This is a genomic window from Paenibacillus sp. A3 (assembly GCF_001399685.1).
Classification (GTDB): domain Bacteria; phylum Bacillota; class Bacilli; order Paenibacillales; family NBRC-103111; genus Paenibacillus_G.
In genome coordinates this window covers 1-20,776 of the sequence record NZ_JTHN01000082.1, presented here as the reverse complement: position 1 = coordinate 20,776, position 20,776 = coordinate 1, and the positions used below count along the sequence as shown (strand labels likewise).

23 protein-coding genes and 17 tRNA genes are annotated in these 20,776 nt (G+C 55.2%); 6 read left to right on the top strand and 34 right to left on the bottom strand.

Annotated features, from left to right (window positions below; all coding sequences use genetic code 11):
• The first annotated feature begins 49 nt into the window (after nt 1-49).
• Nucleotides 50-745 (top strand): hypothetical protein, encoded by a 696-nt coding sequence (locus QJ48_RS12620; protein WP_054973932.1) that lies wholly within the window; start codon nt 50-52, stop codon nt 743-745.
• A gap of 17 nt (nt 746-762) precedes the next feature.
• Here QJ48_RS12620 and QJ48_RS12615 read toward each other — a convergent pair whose 3' ends face one another.
• The 8 genes from QJ48_RS12615 to QJ48_RS12580 all read right to left on the bottom strand — a co-directional run bounded on the left by QJ48_RS12615 (nt 763) and on the right by QJ48_RS12580 (nt 6,060).
• On the bottom strand, nt 763-1,044 hold the full coding sequence (locus QJ48_RS12615) for a hypothetical protein (RefSeq protein ID WP_054973931.1): 282 nt from the start codon (nt 1,042-1,044) through the stop codon (nt 763-765).
• A 258-nt stretch (nt 1,045-1,302) separates the two neighbouring features.
• Nucleotides 1,303-1,950, bottom strand: coding sequence for a response regulator transcription factor (locus QJ48_RS12610; protein ID WP_025847297.1), 648 nt, complete (start codon nt 1,948-1,950; stop codon nt 1,303-1,305).
• Nucleotides 1,931-3,007 carry a sensor histidine kinase gene (locus QJ48_RS12605; protein WP_054973930.1) on the bottom strand — a complete coding sequence of 359 codons (1,077 nt, stop codon included), beginning with the start codon at nt 3,005-3,007 and terminating at the stop codon, nt 1,931-1,933. Before QJ48_RS12605 ends, QJ48_RS12610 begins: the two co-directional genes overlap by 20 nt.
• 19 nt (nt 3,008-3,026) lie before the next feature.
• Nucleotides 3,027-3,677, bottom strand: coding sequence for a cell wall-active antibiotics response protein LiaF (gene liaF / locus QJ48_RS12600; protein WP_054973929.1), 651 nt, complete (start codon nt 3,675-3,677; stop codon nt 3,027-3,029).
• Between the two features lie 136 nt (nt 3,678-3,813).
• Nucleotides 3,814-4,512: a PspA/IM30 family protein gene (locus QJ48_RS12595; RefSeq protein WP_054973928.1), complete on the bottom strand. Its 699-nt coding sequence runs from the start codon at nt 4,510-4,512 to the stop codon at nt 3,814-3,816.
• 2 nt (nt 4,513-4,514) lie between these two features.
• The gene (locus QJ48_RS12590) at nt 4,515-5,033 is read right to left on the bottom strand and encodes a PspC domain-containing protein (protein ID WP_054973927.1); all 519 of its coding nucleotides are present in this window, start codon (nt 5,031-5,033) and stop codon (nt 4,515-4,517) included.
• A complete protein-coding gene (locus QJ48_RS12585; RefSeq protein ID WP_054973926.1) occupies nt 5,030-5,710 on the bottom strand; it encodes a PspA/IM30 family protein in 681 nt (226 codons plus the stop codon). The genes QJ48_RS12590 and QJ48_RS12585 overlap by 4 nt, the downstream gene beginning before the upstream one ends.
• Nucleotides 5,711-5,760: 50 nt before the next feature.
• Nucleotides 5,761-6,060 carry a hypothetical protein gene (locus QJ48_RS12580; protein WP_054973925.1) on the bottom strand — a complete coding sequence of 100 codons (300 nt, stop codon included), beginning with the start codon at nt 6,058-6,060 and terminating at the stop codon, nt 5,761-5,763.
• Nucleotides 6,061-6,290: 230 nt separating this feature from the next.
• Between QJ48_RS12580 and QJ48_RS36850 the strand changes: the two genes are divergently transcribed.
• Complete coding sequence (locus tag QJ48_RS36850) at nt 6,291-6,842, top strand: hypothetical protein (RefSeq protein ID WP_054973924.1); 552 nt, start codon at nt 6,291-6,293, stop codon at nt 6,840-6,842.
• Here the strand turns inward: QJ48_RS36850 and QJ48_RS35875 are convergent.
• Nucleotides 6,779-6,973, bottom strand: coding sequence for a hypothetical protein (locus QJ48_RS35875; protein ID WP_237762886.1), 195 nt, complete (start codon nt 6,971-6,973; stop codon nt 6,779-6,781). The two genes, QJ48_RS36850 and QJ48_RS35875, sit on opposite strands and share 64 nt — an antisense overlap.
• A gap of 104 nt (nt 6,974-7,077) precedes the next feature.
• A complete protein-coding gene (gene eis / locus QJ48_RS12570) occupies nt 7,078-8,262 on the bottom strand; it encodes an enhanced intracellular survival protein Eis (RefSeq protein ID WP_054973923.1) in 1,185 nt (394 codons plus the stop codon).
• A gap of 341 nt (nt 8,263-8,603) precedes the next feature.
• Here eis and QJ48_RS38675 point away from each other — a divergent pair, with 341 nt between their 5' ends.
• The gene (locus QJ48_RS38675; RefSeq protein WP_216798076.1) at nt 8,604-8,699 is read left to right on the top strand and encodes a YjcZ family sporulation protein; all 96 of its coding nucleotides are present in this window, start codon (nt 8,604-8,606) and stop codon (nt 8,697-8,699) included.
• 48 nt (nt 8,700-8,747) lie between these two features.
• On the opposite strand, the gene glp is transcribed toward QJ48_RS38675, so the two are convergent.
• The 6 genes from glp to QJ48_RS12540 all read right to left on the bottom strand — a co-directional run bounded on the left by glp (nt 8,748) and on the right by QJ48_RS12540 (nt 14,859).
• Entirely contained in the window at nt 8,748-10,004 is a 1,257-nt protein-coding gene (glp, locus tag QJ48_RS12565; RefSeq protein ID WP_054973922.1) for a gephyrin-like molybdotransferase Glp, read from the bottom strand.
• A 3-nt stretch (nt 10,005-10,007) separates the two neighbouring features.
• Entirely contained in the window at nt 10,008-11,015 is a 1,008-nt protein-coding gene (moaA, locus tag QJ48_RS12560; protein ID WP_054973921.1) for a GTP 3',8-cyclase MoaA, read from the bottom strand.
• 101 nt (nt 11,016-11,116) lie between these two features.
• Nucleotides 11,117-11,764, bottom strand: coding sequence for a molybdenum cofactor guanylyltransferase (locus QJ48_RS12555; protein WP_054973920.1), 648 nt, complete (start codon nt 11,762-11,764; stop codon nt 11,117-11,119).
• 159 nt (nt 11,765-11,923) lie between these two features.
• Nucleotides 11,924-13,219, bottom strand: a complete 1,296-nt coding sequence (locus QJ48_RS12550; protein ID WP_054973919.1) for a molybdopterin-dependent oxidoreductase — start codon at nt 13,217-13,219, stop codon at nt 11,924-11,926.
• Nucleotides 13,220-13,352: 133 nt separating this feature from the next.
• Entirely contained in the window at nt 13,353-14,159 is an 807-nt protein-coding gene (locus QJ48_RS12545; protein ID WP_010500068.1) for a pyruvate, water dikinase regulatory protein, read from the bottom strand.
• A gap of 31 nt (nt 14,160-14,190) precedes the next feature.
• On the bottom strand, nt 14,191-14,859 hold the full coding sequence (locus QJ48_RS12540) for a helix-turn-helix transcriptional regulator (RefSeq protein WP_237762885.1): 669 nt from the start codon (nt 14,857-14,859) through the stop codon (nt 14,191-14,193).
• A gap of 210 nt (nt 14,860-15,069) precedes the next feature.
• On the opposite strand from QJ48_RS12540, the gene glpX reads away from it, so the two are divergent.
• The 3 genes from glpX to QJ48_RS12525 all read left to right on the top strand — a co-directional run bounded on the left by glpX (nt 15,070) and on the right by QJ48_RS12525 (nt 18,136).
• A complete protein-coding gene (gene glpX / locus QJ48_RS12535) occupies nt 15,070-16,041 on the top strand; it encodes a class II fructose-bisphosphatase (protein WP_054973918.1) in 972 nt (323 codons plus the stop codon).
• Between the two features lie 75 nt (nt 16,042-16,116).
• Nucleotides 16,117-16,935 carry a sulfite exporter TauE/SafE family protein gene (locus tag QJ48_RS12530; protein ID WP_054973917.1) on the top strand — a complete coding sequence of 273 codons (819 nt, stop codon included), beginning with the start codon at nt 16,117-16,119 and terminating at the stop codon, nt 16,933-16,935.
• Between the two features lie 124 nt (nt 16,936-17,059).
• Nucleotides 17,060-18,136 carry a polysaccharide deacetylase family protein gene (locus tag QJ48_RS12525; RefSeq protein ID WP_082420480.1) on the top strand — a complete coding sequence of 359 codons (1,077 nt, stop codon included), beginning with the start codon at nt 17,060-17,062 and terminating at the stop codon, nt 18,134-18,136.
• 101 nt (nt 18,137-18,237) lie between these two features.
• On the opposite strand, the gene QJ48_RS12520 is transcribed toward QJ48_RS12525, so the two are convergent.
• The 18 genes from QJ48_RS12520 to QJ48_RS12435 form a co-directional block, all read right to left on the bottom strand.
• The gene (locus QJ48_RS12520) at nt 18,238-18,864 is read right to left on the bottom strand and encodes an SGNH/GDSL hydrolase family protein (RefSeq protein WP_054973916.1); all 627 of its coding nucleotides are present in this window, start codon (nt 18,862-18,864) and stop codon (nt 18,238-18,240) included.
• A gap of 193 nt (nt 18,865-19,057) precedes the next feature.
• Nucleotides 19,058-19,136: transfer RNA gene (locus QJ48_RS12515), tRNA-Leu, on the bottom strand.
• A 3-nt stretch (nt 19,137-19,139) separates the two neighbouring features.
• Nucleotides 19,140-19,216, bottom strand: a tRNA-Arg gene (locus tag QJ48_RS12510).
• A 19-nt stretch (nt 19,217-19,235) separates the two neighbouring features.
• Nucleotides 19,236-19,324, bottom strand: a tRNA-Leu gene (locus QJ48_RS12505).
• Nucleotides 19,325-19,337: 13 nt separating this feature from the next.
• Nucleotides 19,338-19,411 (bottom strand) — tRNA-Cys (locus tag QJ48_RS12500).
• A gap of 3 nt (nt 19,412-19,414) precedes the next feature.
• Nucleotides 19,415-19,489, bottom strand: a tRNA-Gly gene (locus QJ48_RS12495).
• Nucleotides 19,490-19,496: 7 nt separating this feature from the next.
• Nucleotides 19,497-19,568: transfer RNA gene (locus tag QJ48_RS12490), tRNA-Gln, on the bottom strand.
• Between the two features lie 13 nt (nt 19,569-19,581).
• Nucleotides 19,582-19,657 (bottom strand) — tRNA-His (locus QJ48_RS12485).
• 19 nt (nt 19,658-19,676) lie between these two features.
• Nucleotides 19,677-19,750, bottom strand: a tRNA-Trp gene (locus QJ48_RS12480).
• A gap of 6 nt (nt 19,751-19,756) precedes the next feature.
• Nucleotides 19,757-19,842, bottom strand: a tRNA-Tyr gene (locus tag QJ48_RS12475).
• Nucleotides 19,843-19,856: 14 nt separating this feature from the next.
• Nucleotides 19,857-19,932, bottom strand: a tRNA-Thr gene (locus QJ48_RS12470).
• Between the two features lie 3 nt (nt 19,933-19,935).
• Nucleotides 19,936-20,011: transfer RNA gene (locus tag QJ48_RS12465), tRNA-Phe, on the bottom strand.
• 42 nt (nt 20,012-20,053) lie between these two features.
• Nucleotides 20,054-20,130 (bottom strand) — tRNA-Asp (locus QJ48_RS12460).
• 13 nt (nt 20,131-20,143) lie between these two features.
• Nucleotides 20,144-20,220 (bottom strand) — tRNA-Met (locus tag QJ48_RS12455).
• 16 nt (nt 20,221-20,236) lie between these two features.
• Nucleotides 20,237-20,312 (bottom strand) — tRNA-Val (locus QJ48_RS12450).
• Between the two features lie 9 nt (nt 20,313-20,321).
• A tRNA-Glu gene (locus QJ48_RS12445) sits at nt 20,322-20,396 on the bottom strand.
• A 33-nt stretch (nt 20,397-20,429) separates the two neighbouring features.
• Nucleotides 20,430-20,518, bottom strand: a tRNA-Ser gene (locus QJ48_RS12440).
• A 4-nt stretch (nt 20,519-20,522) separates the two neighbouring features.
• Nucleotides 20,523-20,598, bottom strand: a tRNA-Asn gene (locus tag QJ48_RS12435).
• Between the last annotated feature and the right edge of the window lie 178 nt (nt 20,599-20,776).

Sequence of the window (20,776 nt, the reverse complement as noted above, 5' to 3'; positions counted from 1 at the left end):
CCGCTATAATGTAAAGAAAAATGTTCCATTGACAGTGAGGTGATCGGGCATGATCGCTCCGATTCAGAGCGTGATTCGTTCGTATCAAATTCATAAGCAGTGGTTTGCCTTGGAGGACCGGCACAGAAGACAAGATGACTTAACAGGCAAACGTTACCGCGGACGACCGCAGAAAGGAACGGGACAGCCCTCCTATTCGTTCGACCGCTTTGCGGAACGGGCGGCAGGGGATGCCAGAACCATCGTCACGGCGGCAGGCGCCTTGAAACAAACGGCGGAGAACGCAAGAGCCGCCCTGCAAAGCAACGGCGCATCGCTCCGGCTGGTGGAAGGGCTTGTCGGAGGCTACAACGAGCTGGCGAACGCTTTGTCCGAAGCCGGCGTCCTTCTGCGGCCCGCTTGGAGAAAACATGGGCTCGGCGCCCCTGCCGAGGAAGAGTTTGACCGGCTGGGCGTGATCCCGCAGGCCGACGGCACCTTAAGCTTGGACGAGCATAAGCTGCAGACGCAGCTCGACGGCGGGGACAAACATGCGAACGCCGTGCTTCAAGGCATCGACGGTTGGATAATGCGCCTGACGCAGGCGGCGGCTGCCCTGCATGCCATCCCTCCGGCGGACCTGCTGGAGAGGCACGATGCGGGAGCCCGCGCCTTCGGCCACTACACCGCACTGCCGGGCAAACGGCCGCACAGCTATTGGCCTGTTCCGCCGCTCACGGGCATTCTTATGAATGTTCGTTATTAAGAAGCTTCGTTCGTGCATCAAGAAGGCTGGCGCCCGCTTCGTACCGCCAATGCGTGCCGGATGGCGGCAGCCTTCACTTTTTCCTTGCGCTCGTGCTCCGTCAGAGCAAAGAACCCGTCCAGCTTGTATAAGGCGAGCAGCGCTTCCTCGGCCGCGAGGCGCGCTCCCGCCTCCTGCTGCAATAAATAGAAAGCGACCTGATAGCAATACACTTCATACCGCTTCAACAGCTCCGTTTTTTCCCCGAACGTTAGTGGAATGTTGGTTTCATTCCGGTTTTTAACGGCTAATCCGTTCATCCGGCTCTCATCTCCTCTCCTTGATGTCCACGATCCGTCGTATATATTTTACTTTTCCTATAATCCGACAAACGGTACCGATTCCTCGACATGGAACATCTATATCTATATAGACGCAGGAAACGTGTCAAAACTCACATTTATTAAGAAAACTTTAAAATTGAATATCGCAAAAGGTTCCAAAATACGACATAAAAAAGCTCCCAAGACGGCAATCCCAACATCTTCGGGGCCTCTTGAGAGCTTATTACCCAGATATTACTCGACTAAACCGTTCTTGTACGCATAAATGGCAGCCTGCGTGCGGTCCTCCACCCCAAGCTTAGCCAAAATGTTGGTGACGTGAAACTTGACCGTTTTAACCCCGATGAACAGTTCGTCGGCCACGTCCTGATTGGACTTGCCTGCGGCAATGAGCCGGAGCACCTCCATCTCGCGTTCGGTCAATTCTTCATGCGGCTGCGCAGCCTGCTTCGGCCCGCGGAAGCGATTCATCAGCTTGGAAGCGACTTGGGATTCCAGCACCGACTGGCCTTTTACGGCCGAGCGGATCGCTTGGGCGATTTCGGCAGCACGCGACGTTTTGAGCAAGTAGCTGAACGCTCCCGCTTCAATCACCGGGTAAATCTTTTCGTCGTCAATAAAGCTGGTCAGCACGATCACCTTGCACTCCGGGTGCTGCTGCAGCAGACGCCTTGTCGTCTCGATGCCGTCCATGCCCTCCATAACCAAATCCATCAGCACCACGTCCGGCTTGTATTCCAATGCCAGCCGAATGCCTTCCTGTCCTCCGCTCGCTTCGCCGACCACCTCGATATCGTCCTCCGTGCTCAGCACGGCGGCAAGACCGATGCGAACCATTTCATGATCGTCGACCAGCAGCACTTTAATCGTCGTCTCTTCCAATCTCAAGTCCTCCTTCCGCCATAATCGGAATGCGAATCTCAATGCGCGTTCCTTTGCCCGGCGCCGTGATTAAGTTGAGCGAGCCGCCGATTTCGTTCACCCGCTCCCGCATCGTCACCAGCCCGTATGAAGCCTGTTTTTTCATATCCAACTCGAAGCCGACGCCGTTATCCCGAATGAGCAAGCGGACCGCATCGCTTGACGGCTGGGTCAGCTTCACCTCCAGCTTTGTCGCTTTGGAGTGCCGAAGCGCATTGGACAACGCCTCCTGCACGATACGGAACAGGTGATCCTCAATCCCGTTCGGCAGCTTGACGTCTTCGGCCAGCTCGCAATCGATCTGCATCGGCACTTTCGAAGACAGCTCCTGCACCAGCTCGATCAAGCCTTCGGCCAGACGCTTGCCTTCCAGGTGCACGGGACGCAGGTGAAGCAGCAAAGCGCGCATCTCCGACTGCGCTACCGAAGCCATTTCCTCAATGAGGAAGATTTGCCGCTGCGCTTTCTCGAAATCTTTGTCCAACGTCCGGCCGACGGCCGTCGCCGTCATCGAGATCGCGAAGAGTTGCTGGCTCACGGCGTCGTGCAGTTCCCTCGCCAACCGCTGCCGCTCTTCCACGATGGCCGAATATTTCGCTTTTTGCGCCAGTTGGGCATTATTGCTGGACAGGCGCTGCAGCGAGGAAACTTGCTCTTCCCATTTTTTGGTGATCGCATTCAACTGATCGCCCAGACGGCCGATCTCATCCTCGCCGAGCGGCGGCACCGAACGGCTCAGGTTGCCCTTCTCCAGCGACAGCATCACCTCGCGCAGCGTCTCCAGCCGATGCTTCATCCGGCTGCTGTACCACAGACCGTACGAGCCTCCGACCGCTGCAACGATCGCAATCAGCGTCAGGCTCATGCGCACGCCTTCCTGCCACGTTGTGAAAGCGTTCAAGTAGCCGTTCGACTGCAGGAAATAGACGATCACGGCAAACAAAACAAGGCTGAGCCCAATGGACTCCGCCATGCTTCGCCATATCATGTTGGTTAAACGCTTGTCATGTCCGTCCATTCCTGCCGTCCTCCGTGCATCAAACGATTTTAATATCAATATCGGCTACGATATACGAAATTTCCAGCTTCACCTGACGGTCCGCCGTCCAGTAATTGGGCGACTGCCATACCATCTTGTTCAGCACGCCGGCCTCTTTGTCATACCCGATGCTCGTTTGCCCGAACAAGACGGAAGCCGTAACGGTAAGACCTACATCCTCCGGAACGATCAGATCGATATCGGCGATGACTCCCTGCAAAATAATCGTCGTCTCCTTCTGCTCGTGGATCGCATAGGTCAAATCCATCTGCAGCTCCCCCAGCACGTTCCAGATCGACATGTTGCGCAGAACCCAAGGCTCCCGTCCCCACCGGATGCTGTCGATTACGCTTTGCTTGCGGTAATGGTGCTCACTGCGGTGAATTTTACGCGATTTATTGTAGAAGAAGCCGAGCGAAATGAGGATAATGGCCAAGATCAGCGTAAAATTGCCACCTGCGAGGAGCAGCAGGCCGATCACCATCATGATGTAGCCTTTGCGCTCGGCGCCCGAACGTACCTTATACACTCCCAGCAAAAGCAAAAAGAGGGCAAGCACGGTGAAAAATCCGAGATGATTGTCCGCCAGAAGGAAAAGTCCTGCGCCGATCAAGACCAGCGCGATGTTGCGGTTTCGTTTGCGGTTCATCCGTGTCGCCCCCTTTCCCAGTAAGTTCTGGATGATCCGGCAAAAGCCACAGCGCCTTACGGAAGGACGTCCATGGCTTTTGCCTTACATAGCATATCACAAGTGCCGCTTTGCTCCAACAGCTTTTTCGTGAAGATTATTTCCCCTGCTCGCTGGACATCTTCTCTTTCAGAAGCTGCAGCTGATCGTCGATTTTTTGCTGCTTCGCCGGGTCGACCGACACGGCGTTGCTGTACACCGAACCGGCATAGCCACCGCCAACGTAAGGCTTGCGTGCGATTTCCGCTTCGACTTCCAGCGACATGATCTTCTCTTCCATGCGACGGAAACCTTTTACGGCATTGCCGCCTTCGATCACGTTGGTTGCCGTCACTTCGGCCATTTGCTTTTTCGCCTTCGCCAATTGAGCGCGGGAGATCAGCTCGCTGCGTTTGTTGCGCATTTGGTAGAACGCGTCTTTCATTTCATGCAGCTGCTGAACCAGCTCGGCCGCTTGCGCCTTGGCCTGCTCGTGCATTTCCGTGTACTCGGCGATTTTGCCCTCGTAGTACAGCTTTTGCTCCAAAGCTTGGCGCGCCGTCGCTTCCTGATCGTTCTTCAGCGCTTCCTTCGCTTGTCCTTCGTACTGCGCCGTCAGACGAACCGCTTCTTCCAGACGTTCTTTCAGCTTGCGCTCGCTGGCGATTTGACGGGCCACCGTCACTTCGGCTTGAGCGATTTCTTCTTCCATGTCGCGCAAATATTGATTCAGCATGATGATCGGATCTTCAACCTTGTCAAGCAGTTCATGCAGCGAAGCCTTCGTCATGTCTTTAATTCTAGAAAATACTCCCATTGTTAAACATCTCCTTTAGTTGGTTTCTGATTTTGGTTTTTTTCGTATTGCGCTACTTTGCCGCGCAGTTCTTCGATTTCTTTCCACATCGCTTTTTTCTCGATATCTTTCATCATATCGTCCAGATCGCTGCCCGCGGTACCGCTCGGATTCGAGGAGGCCGCATATTCGCCTTCATAGCGGTTGCCTTCTTGCGGCGGGACCCAGCCATGTCTTTGCGCTCTGCGGTAGTGCTTCTCGGCGCGTCTCCACTCTCTCCAGTTGGGATAGTGGCCGCCAGGTTGTCCGCAGCCCTCGCCGCCGTAGGACGGTCCGTAGCCGTGAGGCCCGCCGGTCCAAGGCTCGCTTGGGATGACCAACGCTGCCAGGAAGTACAGCGGAATCACAACGCCTCCGGAAAAGAAAGCCGTTACCACCACGATCAGCCGAAGCAGTGTGGCATCAATGTTCATCGATTCCGCGAGACCGCCGCACAGGCCGGTCACTTTGCGATCGGAACGGGAACGGTACAGTTTGCTCATGATTTATCCCAGCCCTCCTGTTTCAGTTTCGTCCGCAGCTTGGCCAGCTCTTGTTCCAGTGCTTGCGATGCCGCGCTGCCTACGGCGGACCATGCTTCGCGGACTTGGCCCCTCACTTCCCGCAAGGTGCGCGCGGTCAGTTCCATATCGGAGACCCGCTCGTCCAGCCGGTCGAAGATCCGCGGATTCGGACCCGCGCCCATCGAACGCAGCCTTTCGTTCATCCGCTGCTGCAGCCTTACGGACTCCAGCCGCGCGATATAGTAGCTGCGTTTCGAGGCGATTTCGTCGAAATCGGCCTTAAGCTGTTGAAGCTGCTCTTCCAACTCGACGATTCCCAGCTTGCTTTGATCGTACAGCGCCCGGTACTGCGTCGCTTTTTCCTCCTGCTGCATTTTCTCTTGAAGCGCGATGCGCGCCACTTCTTCCTCGCCGGCTCTCAGCGCCAGCATCGCTTGCTGCTCGCGGCGCTCCTTGAGCTGCTCCGCCGATACGTACTGCTGGCGAAGCGAAGCGGCGTGAGACAGGCACTGCTGCAGCAGCCGTTCGGACTCGCGGATTTGCTCCGACTGGGACGCAAGGTATTTATCGATCAGGCGAACCGGGTCTTCCGCGTTTTCCAGCATTTCGTTGAAGTGCGCAACCGTAATATCCCGGAATCTTTTTCCTAAACTCATGCTTTGCTCAACCACCTTTTCTCCGAATTTCAATCCGTCGTTTGTTTGATTTAATATACCGATTTGTTACGCAGCAGCGAGATGCCGTAGCAGATCAAGCCGATGGCGATCAGGATGGCGAACAGTCCGGACAATTTACCGAAGAGGAACAGGCCGCCAAGGATGATCAGCCCCCACCCGATAATCGTTTTTCCGTTTCTCAGTCCTACGAATCCGAGCCCTACCATAGCTGCCGGGAACAAAAAGCTCATGATATGGTGCCCGAGTTGAAAGCCAAGCTTGTGGCTCAGAATCAACGCTCCGAAGAAGATCAGAAGGAACGCGAGTCCGGTATGCCGGTTCATTTTCATGGATTGACTCACCGCCTTTCGTTTTTGTTGTCGTTTTGCTTATGTCTTTATTCTAGGTGAATCCGCCATTTCCCAAAACGGACCTGCGGCGGTTTTTGAAACTGGACCTAAGTCCAGTACGCCACCCGGCCTTGGACAAGAGGAGACCCCGCCTCAACAGACTCATGAGTTTCCCCGATACGGGAAACCCTAGCATTGAAAGATTATCCAGGTTAAAGGAGAAGGATGGGATGAACAGAGCGGGTATAAGCCTTCTAGTTTTTCTCGCATGGCTAACGATGCTTCCACTGTCTGGCGCAGCTTCCCGGTCCGCTCCGGATGATGCGGCTGCGCCATCGCCCGTGCTGGTCTATGAAGTCCGGCGGGACGCCGTCGTTCTCGCGATCTCCAACAAAGCGGAAATTCGGCAGGCAGCCGCGGGCTGGCTGGAGCAGGCCGGAGGGTTGTCCGGCAAATTCCGCGTCGGTACGGACAGCGGCATTGTGATCCGCATCCCGTTCGTCCCCTTGCTCCCCGTCCGGCTGTACGATCTCACGTTTCAATGCAAGGAATTACTTGTGCTTGTCCCCGAGATCTCCTCTCCAAAACAAAATCCCCAGCTGCTGGCTTTCAGCGCTGAGGATCGGTTGTACGTATTCGATTGTTCTTACCCGGCACTGCGGCCGTTTTTGGAGAAGCACGGTCTGCTCCGGTTTCTTTCCAGCCCGGAGGCTAAGGTTCAGCCTTCCTTCTTGGGACCGTCGATCCCGCCGAAAGCGAGGCCGTACCCGTCGCAATCCTGAAGGACGAATTCTTTCCACGGACCGCCGTCCGGATAAATGGCAGGCTCGCCGGAAATCACGACATCCTTGCTGCGGAACTCCTCATACAGACTGTCCAGTGCCGCCCAATCCGTAAACATACGAATATACATTCGTGTTTCCCTTTCAAAATCCTGCTTGTTTTGAGCCCACTTACAACAAAAAAGCCCGCTTCGAACGATATCGAAGGGGCCTGAATCTTGTCTGTGGAAGAAGTCTAGAAAAAGTCGGGCAAATACGTCTGGCGTGCGGGAATGAGCCGCTCCAGCGATTCGCACACCTCCGTCGTGCCGGTTAGCCTGCCGATGTCCATCAAAAAGGATGGGCGTTGGTACCCTGTCAGCATGGCGGCAAGCGTCTGGATCGTGCAGTTGGCGGACGGCAGCTCGGGCGAAGCGCTTGCGATAGGCGCCACACGCGCCGTCCCCGACTCGTCCACCTGCAGCAGAAACCAGCCGTTGTTCCATTCCGCCTGCTCGTCCTTGACCTCCAACTGCAGCGACCATTCCGCCCCCGATGCGAACGGATACTTGGTCAAAAAGCCGGTAACATCGACAATCCGCGCCATGAAATAAGGCACGATCTCTTGCTTGATCCGGGGATTGTCGAGCAGAAACGGCAGCTTGTCGTTCGCGGGCGCCTTCATCACCAGCTTCTCCAGCATCGAGTCGTGATCGGCCAAGAAGCGCCATAAAGCCAAGTAAGCCCCATGATGCAGATAAACCAGCTCGTGAACCTTAAGGATATTGTCCTTTACCTGATAATATACGTAGCCCGCAGGCTGATTCTCCGCATCATAATATACGGCTACCGTTCCTTGCGTATTGCCGAAAATGCGGTGCTGCCACCAGGATTCGTTTCGAATAAGCGTACCATTGTACCTGCTGGCGTAAGCCTCGTAGATCCCGTTCAGCAGCTTGATATCGTGGCCTGTCCGAACGATCCGCCCCGGCTGCGGGCCCAGTTTTGGAAGCTGCTGGACGGAGATCTCATACGATTTATACTCAGCATACGTCTCCCAGCCGTATTTACGGTAGAACGAGAATTGAAAAGGATGAAGGAACGATACCGTCTGGCCTTTCTCCCGCATCACCCGCAGTCCGTGCGACAGCAGCTTGGCCACCAGACCGCCGCGACGGTATTCCGGCCATGTGACGACGCCTGCGATCCCGCCCATGTCGAACGCCTTGCCTTGAATCCAGGTCTGAAAATCGAAAATCGTCATTTTCGCCGCGAGCGTATCATCCACATAAGCTCCCCACATTTGGTTCGAATCGAGAAGCGTCATCCACTTCTCCACTTTTTCGGGAGTAAGCTCATATTGAAAGGCGAATGCTGACATTTGCAGGCTGTCCATAAAATGCACATTCGGAATATTGCGAATTTCCAACTGCTGGTTCACGCGTATCCATCCTCTCCGCTTTTGTACGGCGACCGGGGACTTCGTCCGGTTCTCCGCTTATCGGCGCTTCTCATGCCTTCGCACCTTGTCTCGGCCATTGTAGCCCAATTTTCCAACAAATTCTACCGAAAAAACCTTTTTTACTTGTTTTCACCGGGAGCTGGGGATGAAATGACAGAAATCACGGCGGATATGCGCCCTTGATTCGTATCCGGTACAGACAGGGTGCTGTCTTCTGCTCGAAGACAGCTGTATTTTCGTTGAATAATCGGGCGTACGTCCAATCAGCATCCCGCATTCGTTCATATCATTTAACATGCCTTCTGAAAGGGGGATGTCACATGAGCCACGTTGGCGGATTCGGCTTTACTTCCACTGGTGTTATTCTAGTGCTGTTTATTCTGCTCGTCATCGTTTCCCGTTCATTGTTCATCTAATGCACCGCCCCCCTGTCATGGACTTTGCTCTGGCAGGGGGTTTTTACTTCAATCTCCGATCGTCAAAACCCGCACCAACTCGCCCCGTTGGGCTCCTCGCCCGCCCGCCGGAAGACAGATTAAGCAGTCGGTCTCTTTCATGGAAACCATGATGCTGGATTTGTCGCGACCGGCGGGCCTCACGCGGACCGTCCCATGTTCTACGCGCGAAGCCCCGCGGACATACCGGGGATGCGCCGATCCTTTGCCGTAATCGGCATCCAGTACCGCCGTCGCTGCGCAGGGCAGCGGGTCGGGGGACCCTTGCGAGGCACGCAGATAAGGGCGTACCAGCAGCTCGAATCCTACATAGCAAGCTCCGGGGTTGCCGGACAAAGCAAACAACGGCTTGCCCCGCCACAGTCCGACCGACGTCGGACTGCCAGGCCGCATCGCGATCTTGTTAAAAAGCAGCTCGCCATCCCACCGGCCGAACAGTTCGGCCAGAACATCCTTATCCCCTACCGACACGCCTCCGGTCGTTATCCACAAATCCGCCTGCTCCGCAGCGGCCAGCAGTTCCCGTTCCACCCGGTCGGCTTCGTCGGGAAGAAACGGCATCAGCAGCGGCACTCCGCCCGCCTGCTGTACCTGATAGGCCAGCATATAGCCGTTGCTGCCCCGGATTTTACCTGGCGCGAGCGGCGCGTCTACAGGGAGCAGCTCGGAGCCGGTAGAGAAGATCGCTACCCTCGGCCGCTTGTACACCTTCACAAGGCTATGGCCGAACGTGGCCAGCACCGCCGCTTCCCCCGGTCCGATGATGCAGCCCTTCCGCAGAAGCTGCTCCCCGGCAGCAGCCTCTTCTCCTATCGGGGTCACATTGTCGCCGGGATTCATCGCTTTGTGAACCGCCACCGTGCCTCCTAGACCGATCTCCTGATGCACCGCATTGGTCATCTCCAGCATCACAACCGCATCCGCCCCCTCGGGAACGGCAGCGCCGGTCATAATTCTGGCCGCTTGGCCCGGGCCAATCGTATTCGCCGGAACCAAGCCGCACGGAACGGTTTCCACCACCTCCAAGCAGACCGCCGTCGCAAGGGAAGCTCCCGCCGTATCCGATGCACGCAAAGCGTAGCCGTCGACACCCGATCGCCGAAAATGCGGCAGCGGGCTGCCGGCGCAAACGTTTTGTGCCAGCCTCCTGCCGTAAGCCTCGAATAGCGGTACCTCTTCCGTCTCCTGAAATCGGACATGCTGGAGTACACGCCGCTGCGCCTCTTCAAGGCTGATGGTCTGCCGCCCGAATTTCAAGTCGTTCACGCTTCAACCCCCGATCTGCGACATGCGCCGGGAGGTAGGCGTATGACTCTGCTGCTCGCTCAGAAGCGCTTTAGCCATCTCGTGACTTTCCGGCTTCACGTCCAGCGCTCGGAAGAACAGCTCGGCCAGCGCCTGATCGTTGCCGATATAACGGCGCACATTGAACTCGTCGGACCAGTACAGGCAAGGCTTGATGTTACCGTCCGCCGTAAGACGCAGCCGGTTGCACGTCTCGCAGAAATGGTCGCTGACCGGATGAATCAGCCCGAACGTGCCGGCCGCCCCGGCGATCCGGAAATTTTGCGAAGGCCCGTTTCCCCGAACCGACTGCTCCAGCGTCTCCACCTGCCACCCTATTCTTTCGCAGCGTTCCAGCACCGTGTTGAGCGAAATATATTTCGTTTTCCAGCCGTCGTCGTTATGACCGATCGGCATATATTCAATAAAGCGCACATGCAAACTGCGCTCCAGCGTCAGCTTCAGAAAATCTTCGATTTCGTCGTCGTTCATGCCTTTCATGAGCACGACGTTCAGCTTGATCGGGTCGAGTCCGACCCGGGATGCCGCTTCCAGACTCGCCAGCACGCGCATCAAATCGCCTCCGCGCGTAATGAGAGCAAACCGGTCCGCCCGCAAGGAATCGAGGCTGACGTTAATTCTTGTGAGCCCGGCTTCGCGCAGCTTTTCCGCCCGTGAAGCGAAATGGATCGCGTTCGTCGTCAAAGCGATGTCTTCAATGCCGTCGATCGCGCTCAGCATCCGCACGAGCTGCTCCAGGTTTTTGCGCACGAGCGGTTCGCCTCCGGTCAGCCGCAGCTTGCGAACTCCGTAACCGGCAAGCACCCGCACCACTTCGGCGATCTCCTCGAACGTCAAGAGCTTTTCCTCCGGCTCGAATTCCATGCCTTCTTCCGGCATACAGTATACACAGCGCAAATTGCACCGGTCCGTCACGGAAATTCGAAGATAGTCATGAATGCGGCCGAAACGATCCTTCAATATCTGCGACATCCTGCATGCCCTCCGTTCTAGGTTATACCCACCATTATGTCACAAAACAGGCCCTTCTTCCATAAACAAAAAGCATTCGATAGAAGGCATGCCAAAAGGGGCTAAAACCTAAGTCGTTTGCCGGTGAGTCTCTCATATTCGTCCGGGTCGTTAATATTCCGGGCAAATCTTGTTGAGATCCCCTTCCGCTCCAGAAACGATTCGTCCGCCACCTGCAGAGCGACCGAATTCAACAGCCCCATCAACCGCAGATCGTTCGCGGCCAACATCCGCTCCGCCTCGGGAAGACAGCTTTTGAGGTACACGCCGTGCAGCGGTTGGAGCCTTCCGTCGATCTTCGCAATCGCAGCATCTGCGTCAACGCCGCTCCGCAGCTCCGAGAGGGCCTTCGCCGCTTTGGCGTCGACCCACGGCATATCGCAGCCGACGATCCAAAGCTCCTCGTACGACGCAGCTCTCATGGCCGCTTGAAAACCGGCTAGCGGCCCCCGGCCCGGCTGCAGGTCGGGAATGATCCGCACCGGAGACTCCCCGGAGAACGCGTGAACGACAGCCTCGTACCGTTCCGGCTCCTGCGTTACGATAAGCAGCTCCGCGCACAAGCTTCCAAGCTCGGCCAACTGCCTGGCCAAAAACGTATCGCCTTCGTACATAAGCAGCGCTTTGCTTTGTCCGCCCATCCGCCGATTTTGCCCGCCTGCCAAGATTACGCCTGTCATGGCAAGCCTTTGCCCGCCGTACCGCTCCATCGCCTTCAACCCTTCCTTCCAAACTCGGACGAAGCTGCTGCGCTCCGTCTCCCATCCCTATATTTTGCGGACCGCATCATTCGGCCCGTCTATCCTATCTTACTTTTGCGGCCTTATAACCCCACAATACGCCCCATCCTCCAATGTCAGATGTACTGGCTACGCCTGCTCTCTTCCCTTCGGCACCCAAGCGTCGTTATCGTAGCCCCGCTGCTCCCAGTACCCGATATGCTCTTTGTCGATAAGCTCGATCCCTTGGAGCCACTTTACCGATTTATACGCATACATTTGAGGAACGACCAGCCTTACCGGGCCGCCCAGTTGCTGGGGAATCGGTTTTCCGTCCATCAAGACCGCCACCATGACATCATCCATCCGCGCCTGCTCCAGCGACAAGCAATCCGTATAGATGCGGTCCCCGGAATAAAATTTGACGAACTTCGCCTCGTTCCTTACCTTGGCCAGCTCCAGCAGCTCCTTAAGCAGGATCCCCTCCCAAGTGACCTTGTACACCGACCAACCCGTCACACAGTGAAAATCGCTAACCTGAACCGTTCGTTTGAGCTCCAGAAACTGTTCCCAATTCCACGCATATTCCCGGTCGACAAGTCCGGTGAGGGCGAACTTCCAATCCTCGCTCGAAAAAGCCGGGATCGGCGTCACCGTATACACCCGAAACTGCCCTTGTCCGCCTCCGCCGAGCGGAGGGTTGGATTCTGCAGACGGTACCGGCGGCGGCAGCATCCGGTTCGCATCCTCCCGGGCCAACCGCTCAAGCTCCGCGCCTCCCGTATCGGAAGCGGTCATCAGCCACCGGTAAAATGACGGTCCCAGGCCGAACGCCAGCAGCAAGCCCGCCGCCGTCCGCAGGAACGTTGCTCTGGAGATCGGAGCGTTCCTGAGCATCTGTACGATTCGTCCAGGCTCGGACGACGGTACGTCGCGCGCTTCCGCCGCTTCTTCTTCCTCGCGGTTTTCCGGCCGGCTTTGGGCCGCTTTGACCCATCGGCTGCGGGATACCGAATGGTAGATCGTGTAAGGAACCCCGACCCAGGTGAACAGATCGTGGAGCAGCAGTGCGGCGTTGCCCCAACCGGAAGGCAAGCTTCGCACCAGCCAGAGCAGCACACCGGTGACACTCCAACCTGCGAGCAGAAACAGAACGAGTCCCAAATTCCAACGCTGCGCCGGTTTCGTCCGCAGCTGCTTCCAATGCCGGGGGATCAGCGGCAAATAGAGAGCTATCACCGCAATCGAGGCCGCGCCGATCCATAGATGTCCTTCCTTCAGCCACACACGGCCTGCTCCCAGTGCCCGTACCGGCTCTATAAACAGCAATATCCCGGTCACCGCAAGCAGCGCCAGCAGCCATGCGTTCCAGCGGTGGAGCTTGACCAGCCTTTTTCCGTACGGCACGCCGGAAAGCCAATTCGTCCATACCCGTTTAGGTTTCATTGCCCAGCCACCTTTCGCTTACGTCTACTTGAGAATACGCATGCTGAGGGCTTTCCGGTTTGCCGGGGAAGGCTTTTTTATTCCCAAAGGCAAAAAGGGCCCGAACCCGTCGGTTCAAGCCTCTTGTCTGCTATCAATTCAAGTACCCCATAATAATGCCGGCCGTTTCTTCAATTGCTTTATCTGTTACGTTGATCACCAGGCACCCGACTTGTTTCATCAACGCTTGCGCGTAGCGGAGCTCTTCGTCGATTCGCTCCATCGCCGCGTACTTCGCCCCGAACGGCAGACCGACCGCTTTCAGCCGCTCTGTCCGAATTTTGTACAGCTTGTCTGCATCCATCGTCAAGCCGACAATCCGGTTGCCCGGCACCAGAAACAGTTCCTTGGGCGGTTTAACCTCCGGTACAAGCGGCAGATTGGATACTTTTATCCCTTTATGCGCCAAAAAGATACTGAGCGGCGTCTTCGACGTCCGCGAGACTCCGATCAAGACGAGATTCGCCTTCAACAGGGCGCTCGTATCGCGTCCGTCATCGCATTTGACGGCGAATTCGATTGCCTCTACACGGCGGAAATAATCTTCGTCGAGCTGATGAAGCAAGCCCGGTTTCCGCTTCGGCGCATCGCCCCACGTATCGATGAACGCCTGCATCATCGGACCCATGATATCGACCGCGCGGACGCCGAGGCGGACGGCCTCTTCCTTCATCATTTCCCGAAGCTCCGGCTGTACCAGCGTATACGCCACAAAGCCGCCGCGTTTGGCCGCCTCTTCCATAATGGTACGGATTTCATCCTCGGTTTTTATATGGCCGATCCGCTTCGTTCTCACCTGGTGGGCGTCAAACTGGCGAATAGTCGCTCTGACGACCGCCTCTGCCGTTTCCCCGACGGAATCCGAGCATATGGTGATCTCGTACTGTTGCTCTTCCTTCATCCGGTTTTCTTCTCCTTTGTTCATGAATGCCCTAACGGTCCATCGCCAGATCGACTAAAATATTCGTCATAATCGTTTTTGTCACCCGTCCGACAACGTCCCACCGGGATCTTCCGCTCACCTGGGCAGCTTTGGATTCCACGACGACAGGCAGGCTGTCGACCTGATGAAGAATCATCTTCCGCGCCGCGTCGATCACCGATTCGTCGGGAGAGACATGAATGACGTTCGGCTCGCGGGTCATGACCATGCTGACCGGCATGGATGCCGCATTCGTATTGCCGAGCGTGAATTTAAGCAAATCTTTACGGGAAATGACGCCGGACAGGCAAGCCTCGTCATCCACGACGATCAGGCTGCCGACGTTCTCCATAAACAGCATCACGACCGCGTCGTTCACGGAAGCATTCTCCCGGACGACGACGGGGATCGATTGGACATCCTTTACCTTCATGCCCAGCAGTTTACGGGAAACCTGGGAGCCCGGCGTCATGGCCGAGCCCGGCGTATAGCCCACCTTCGGCTTGGCATCCACAAGCCCGAGCATGACAAGCAGGGCCAGATCCGACCGGAGGGTCGGGCGGCTTAGACCTAACATCTCCGCTATTTGTTCGCCCGTAATAGGCGCGTGTGCCTTTACCAATTCTACGATCTGCAGTTGGCGCGCAGTCAGTTCGATGACCGGTCCCTCCTCACTCAAGCAGCCTTTGCGGTTTATCGCTGTGCCGCATTCCAATCCAATTGTACCAAAAATAGTCCGAAACTCATAGAACCGTTTTTCATTCGATGTTTCCATTTCCAATCAAGCGCACTACTCGATTTGGATCAAGTATTTATTGCGCATTATTTATTTATTAATTATACTATATATGTTGAAACATGACCATTTATTTTATAGGGGGCTGAGCTGGTGGAAAGGGAATTGGCACTTGAGATCGTCCGGGTAACGGAGCTGGCGGCGCTGTCCGCGGCAAGATGGATGGGCCGGGGCGATAAGATTCAAGCCGACGGTGCGGCGACGACCGCCATGCGCGCCATGTTCGATTCCGTTTCCGTCCGCGGGACCGTCGTCATCGGAGAAGGAGAAATGGACGAAGCGCCGATGCTGTATATCGGCGAACAAGTAGGGAACGGGCAAGGTCCAGAGGTGGACGTGGCCGTCGACCCGCTCGAAGGAACGGAACTGGTTGCCAAAGGATTGAACAACGCGCTGGCCGTCATCGCCATTGCCAACAAAGGCAATCTGCTGCATGCGCCGGATATGTATATGGAAAAACTGGCTGTCGGACCGGCTCTCGCCGGCAAGCTCAGCTTGACGGACCCGCTGGAAACGACGCTTCAACGGGCCGCCGACATTTTGGATAAGCCGCTGAGCAATCTTACGATCATGATTCTTGACCGCGACAGGCACCGTAAGCAAATTGAAACCCTCCGTCAAGTCGGCGTACGGATCAAGTTTCTTAGCGACGGCGATGTCGCAGGGGCCATGGCTCCTGCTTTATCCGAATCCGGCATTGACATGTATGTGGGCTCAGGCGGCGCACCTGAGGGCGTGCTGGCGGCCGCGGCGCTGCAATGTCTGGGCGGCGAGCTGCAAGGGAAGCTGCTGCCTTCCAATCAGGAAGAATACGACCGCTGCATCGCCATGGGACTTGCCGACCCGCACAAAGTTTTGACGATGGAGGATATGATCGGCCGGGAAGACGTTATTTTTGCCGCAACGGGCATTACCCCCGGGGAATTTTTAAACGGTGTCCGCTACTTGTCCGACTCCCGGGCAGAAACGCATTCGATCGTCATGCGGGCAAAAACAAAAACGATCCGATTTATTCAATCGATTCATTACTTGCCTAATAAAAATATTCTTAACGATATCGGATAACCCGGTATTGAACTATTTTCTTCCTGTGTTAATATTACCATAAAGTAACTATTCGACACGGAAGAAGGTTTGCGCATGAGTATATTATTTTATACCGCTGTCGGGCTGATCGCTGCCACCTTCGGGAGTCTGGTCGGTCTCGGCGGCGGTATTATTATTGTACCCGCTCTGGTTTACTTAGGGCCTACGTTCGTCGGAGAAACGATTTCGGTATCGACGGCGGTAGGCACATCGCTGGCTGTCCTGATCTTCACGGCATTGTCTTCGACCCTGACCTTCGTCAAGCAGAAAAGGGTCGATTTCAAAAGCGGCTGGCTCTTGTTCATCACATGCGGTCCGGGAGCCATGCTCGGCTCGTATACCACACAATTTGTCAATGCCAAATCGTTCCAGCTCAGCTTCGGTCTCTTCATGCTGCTGATGGCCATATTGCTCGTGCTGCGCGACTATTTGAAGCCGTTGAAAGTGAAGTGGCACATTCAGCGCACGTATACGGACGGCAATGGAAATACATATCATTACGGCTACAGCGTACTGCCTGCCTTGATCATCGGACTTTTGGTCGGATTCATTTCGGGGCTGTTCGGGATCGGCGGCGGCTCTCTATTCGTCCCGGCGATGGTGCTGCTTTTTCGGTATCCTCCCCATGTAGCGACAGCGACCTCCATGTTCGTTATCCTGCTATCATCCCTGATGGGAAGCTTCACGCATTTTACCTTAGGGGAAGTGAACCTGTGGATGGTGCTGGGTTTGGCGCCTAGCGCCATTGTGGGAGGCTGGCTCGGCGCGAAAATCGCCAGTCGGCTGAGCAGCAAAAAGCTGCTTTGGGTACTTCGTGTCACCTTCGTTATCGTATCCTTCAAAATGATCTGGGAAGGCTTGGTCCTTGCCTGATTTCATTAGCTCCATACTATTCGCCGCGGCGTTCGTAACATCATTTTCATGAGCGGATAATTCGTCTCTCCTTATCCCAAACTAAGGGAACGTAATCCTGTTGCCCAAAGGAGATTAAGCCCCCATGAAAAAGCGAACGCCTGCGGCTTTTTTGCTATTATCCGCTCATCGGTTCATCTCGCTTCGAATCAGAAAAAGTTTATCTTTGTCCAGGTTAAGCTTATGCTTGGCTTTAACGGCATGTACGCCTGCCGCAAATTCGCCGCAAGCGATGCCTCCGGGGGTCGGGCCTGCCGAAGCTGCACCTCAGCACACGGCTAAAGCAACAGATACGGGCACCGGCAGTCCGCTTTCTCTGGCTGGGCCTCCGGCCCCTTCCACTGTGCAGCAGGTCCCGCCCCCTTCGGCGCCACCTGCACCGGCACCACCTGCTCCCGCACCGACAGTCGTTCCGCCGGCGGAGCCCAAGGCACACAAGCAGCACAAATCCAAGCCGCAACCCACCAAAGCGTCCAAAGAAACATCCGGGCAAAGCCAACGGCTCTCTTTATCCCAGCTTGTGCGCAAATATCCCGAACTGCTGCTGCTGCGGGGGTCAGGCGCTTCCAGGCAGGTCGCCTTAACGTTTGACGATGCCCCCGACACGACATTTACGCCGCAGGTGTTGGATGTATTGAAAAAATATCAGGTTCGCGCCACTTTCTTCTTAGTTGGCGCACAAGCCGAGAAGCATCCGGAGATGGTTAAACGAATCGTTCGCGAAGGGCATGTGATCGGCAATCATTCGTACAGTCACAAGCTGTTTACCAAGCTGTCCGACGATTTGTTCCAGTCGCAGGTGCTTCAAACACAGCAAGCCTTAAAGCGGCTGATTGGATATTCCCCCCGCTTGTTGCGGCCACCCTATGGCGAGATCAGCGAAAGCCAGCTGCTGTGGGCATCGGAACACGGCTATCGCATTGTGAACTGGAATGTCGACTCGCTTGACTGGAAGCAGCTTGGGCAAGAGAAAGTAACTTCGAACATACTCACTCATGTTAAGCCTGGTTCCATCATTTTGCAGCATTCCGGCGGCGGGCCGGAGCAAGATTTGAACGGTACCGTCAAAGCGCTCCCGACCGTGATCCAGACTTTAAAATCCCGCAACCTGAAGATGGTTACCTTGCCCGAGCTATTGCAAGTATCCAAGCAATTGAATTGAATTATGCCTTCAACAATCAGAACGGTTCCACCTAAAAAGGGACGCCCTCGCACCAGCTGAAGGGCATCCCTTGAATTGCTATTTGTATCAGCAACATGATTTTATGCTTGCACAGCTTCCAGCCAAGCATTGGCAATAAGCGCGTGGCCTGCCGGTGACGGGTGTACGCCATCAGGCGCCCAATAGGCGGACGGTGCTTTGGTACTCGCCGCCGCGAACAACCCGTCTAGCGGCACGTACAGCGTCTCAAATTCCCGAGCGAGCTCGCGGACGGCGTTAATTTTCGGGTCCAAATCCTCTCTCCATTGTTTCCGGTCTTCCGGCACCGGCAGCACAAACGGTTCGACTAAAACTAGCTTCGCATTAAGCGTCTCCTTGGTACGCACAATCAGATCACGGTACCCTTCCGCAAACGCTTCCACCGAAGTCGGGTCGTTACGATCATAACGCCGCCATGTATCGTTAATACCGATATAGATCGAAACCCATGTCGGCTTCAGATCGATGCAATCTTCCTGCCAGCGCTGCTGCAAATCCTTTACCCGATTGCCGCTGATTCCGCGGTTGATGAAATGAACTTGTTTCTCAGGATATTTGCTGGCGAATAACGCAGAAGCGATGAAAGCGTAGCCTCGGCCTAAATCCGCCCCGGTCTCCCTGTTTCTTCCGCAATCCGTAATGCTGTCTCCTTGAAACAAGACAACCGCCCCATCTTCGATCTTTGTCATGACCCTATTCCTCCAACATTTAGGATATAGTTCTTCTTTTAGTACGATACTAAAAGTTACCCGATTTGTATATCACAATGTGAAGAATGGACAAAAAATGTTGAGGATACAAAAATAATTCTCCCGAAGCATAAACAAGTTCAATACAAAAAATAAGCCTTAAAGATCCAAAAAGATCTTTAAGGCTTATTTATACCGATGAGAGGACTCGAACCTCCACCCTTTCGGACTCGATTTTGAGTCGAGCGCGTCTGCCATTCCGCCACATCGGCAAGTGGCGTGCCCTAAGAGATTCGAACTCCTGACCTTTTGATTCGTAGTCAAACGCTCTATCCGGCTGAGCTAAGGGCACACATTTTAAATTGTTGGAGTGGTGCCGAAGACCAGACTTGAACTGGTACGGTAGTCACCTACCGCAGGATTTTAAGTCCTGTGCGTCTGCCGATTCCGCCACTCCGGCGAAGAAATAAAATTGGAGGCGCCACCCAGATTCGAACTGGGGGTAAAGCTTTTGCAGAGCTCTGCCTTACCACTTGGCTATGGCGCCACATGGAGCGGAAGACGGGATTCGAACCCGCGACCCTCGCCTTGGCAAGGCGATGCTCTACCCCTGAGCCACTTCCGCATATAAACTGGGGATCTAGGATTCGAACCTAGGCATGACGGAGTCAAAGTCCGTTGCCTTACCGCTTGGCTAATCCCCAATAAATGTGTAAATGGGGCGATCGAAGGGAATTGAACCCTCGAGTGTCGGAGCCACAATCCGATGCGTTAGCCACTTCGCCACGACCGCCACAGTATGAAAATGTTTTTGGCAGGGGCAGCAGGAATTGAACCCACACTAACGGTTTTGGAGACCGCTGTTCTACCTTTAAACTATGCCCCTATAAACTGGTGGAGGCTGATGGATTCGAACCACCGAACTCGTCAGAGAACAGATTTACAGTCTGCTGCGTTTGGCCACTTCGCTAAGCCTCCATATGAAATTGCAGTGGTGCCGCCGAGAGGACTTGAACCCCCAACCTACTGATTACAAGTCAGTTGCTCTACCAATTGAGCTACAGCGGCGAGTGGTGGCTCGGGACGGAATCGAACCGCCGACACGAGGATTTTCAGTCCTCTGCTCTACCGACTGAGCTACCGAGCCGTATTTATTTATTGTATCGCATTTCTTGCAAATTGTAAATCATGGCGGAGCCGACGGGATTCGAACCCGCGGTCTCCTGCGTGACAGGCAGGCATGTTAGGCCTCTACACCACGGCTCCACACAAATGAAATTGGTTGCGGGGGCAGGATTTGAACCTGCGGCCTTCGGGTTATGAGCCCGACGAGCTACCGGGCTGCTCCACCCCGCGTCAGTAAGTAAATTTATGGTGGAGGCTGACGGGATCGAACCGCCGACCCTCTGCTTGTAAGGCAGATGCTCTCCCAGCTGAGCTAAGCCTCCATGGGATAATGGTGACCCGTAGGGGATTCGAACCCCTGTTACCTCCGTGAAAGGGAGGTGTCTTAACCCCTTGACCAACGGGCCATGCTATTAAATACTTGCAATGATGAAACTCTACGGAGAGAGAGGGATTCGAACCCTCGAGACGCTTGTGACGCCTACACGATTTCCAATCGTGCTCCTTCGGCCAACTCGGACACCTCTCCATAATGGCTCCCCGAACAGGACTCGAACCTGTGACAACTCGATTAACAGTCGAGTGCTCTACCAACTGAGCTATCAGGGAATATATTCAAGGCTTGCACCCTGAAAACTGGATCGAAACAAAGCGCTCCGATATATCTTTTTTCACTCCGTTGACTTCGTCAAAAGTCGCTCCTAAAAGATATATCTTCACTGGTAATCAAACCTTAGTCGCTCCCGAAAATTATTCGGAAAGCTTGTAGGATAAGCCCTCGACCGAT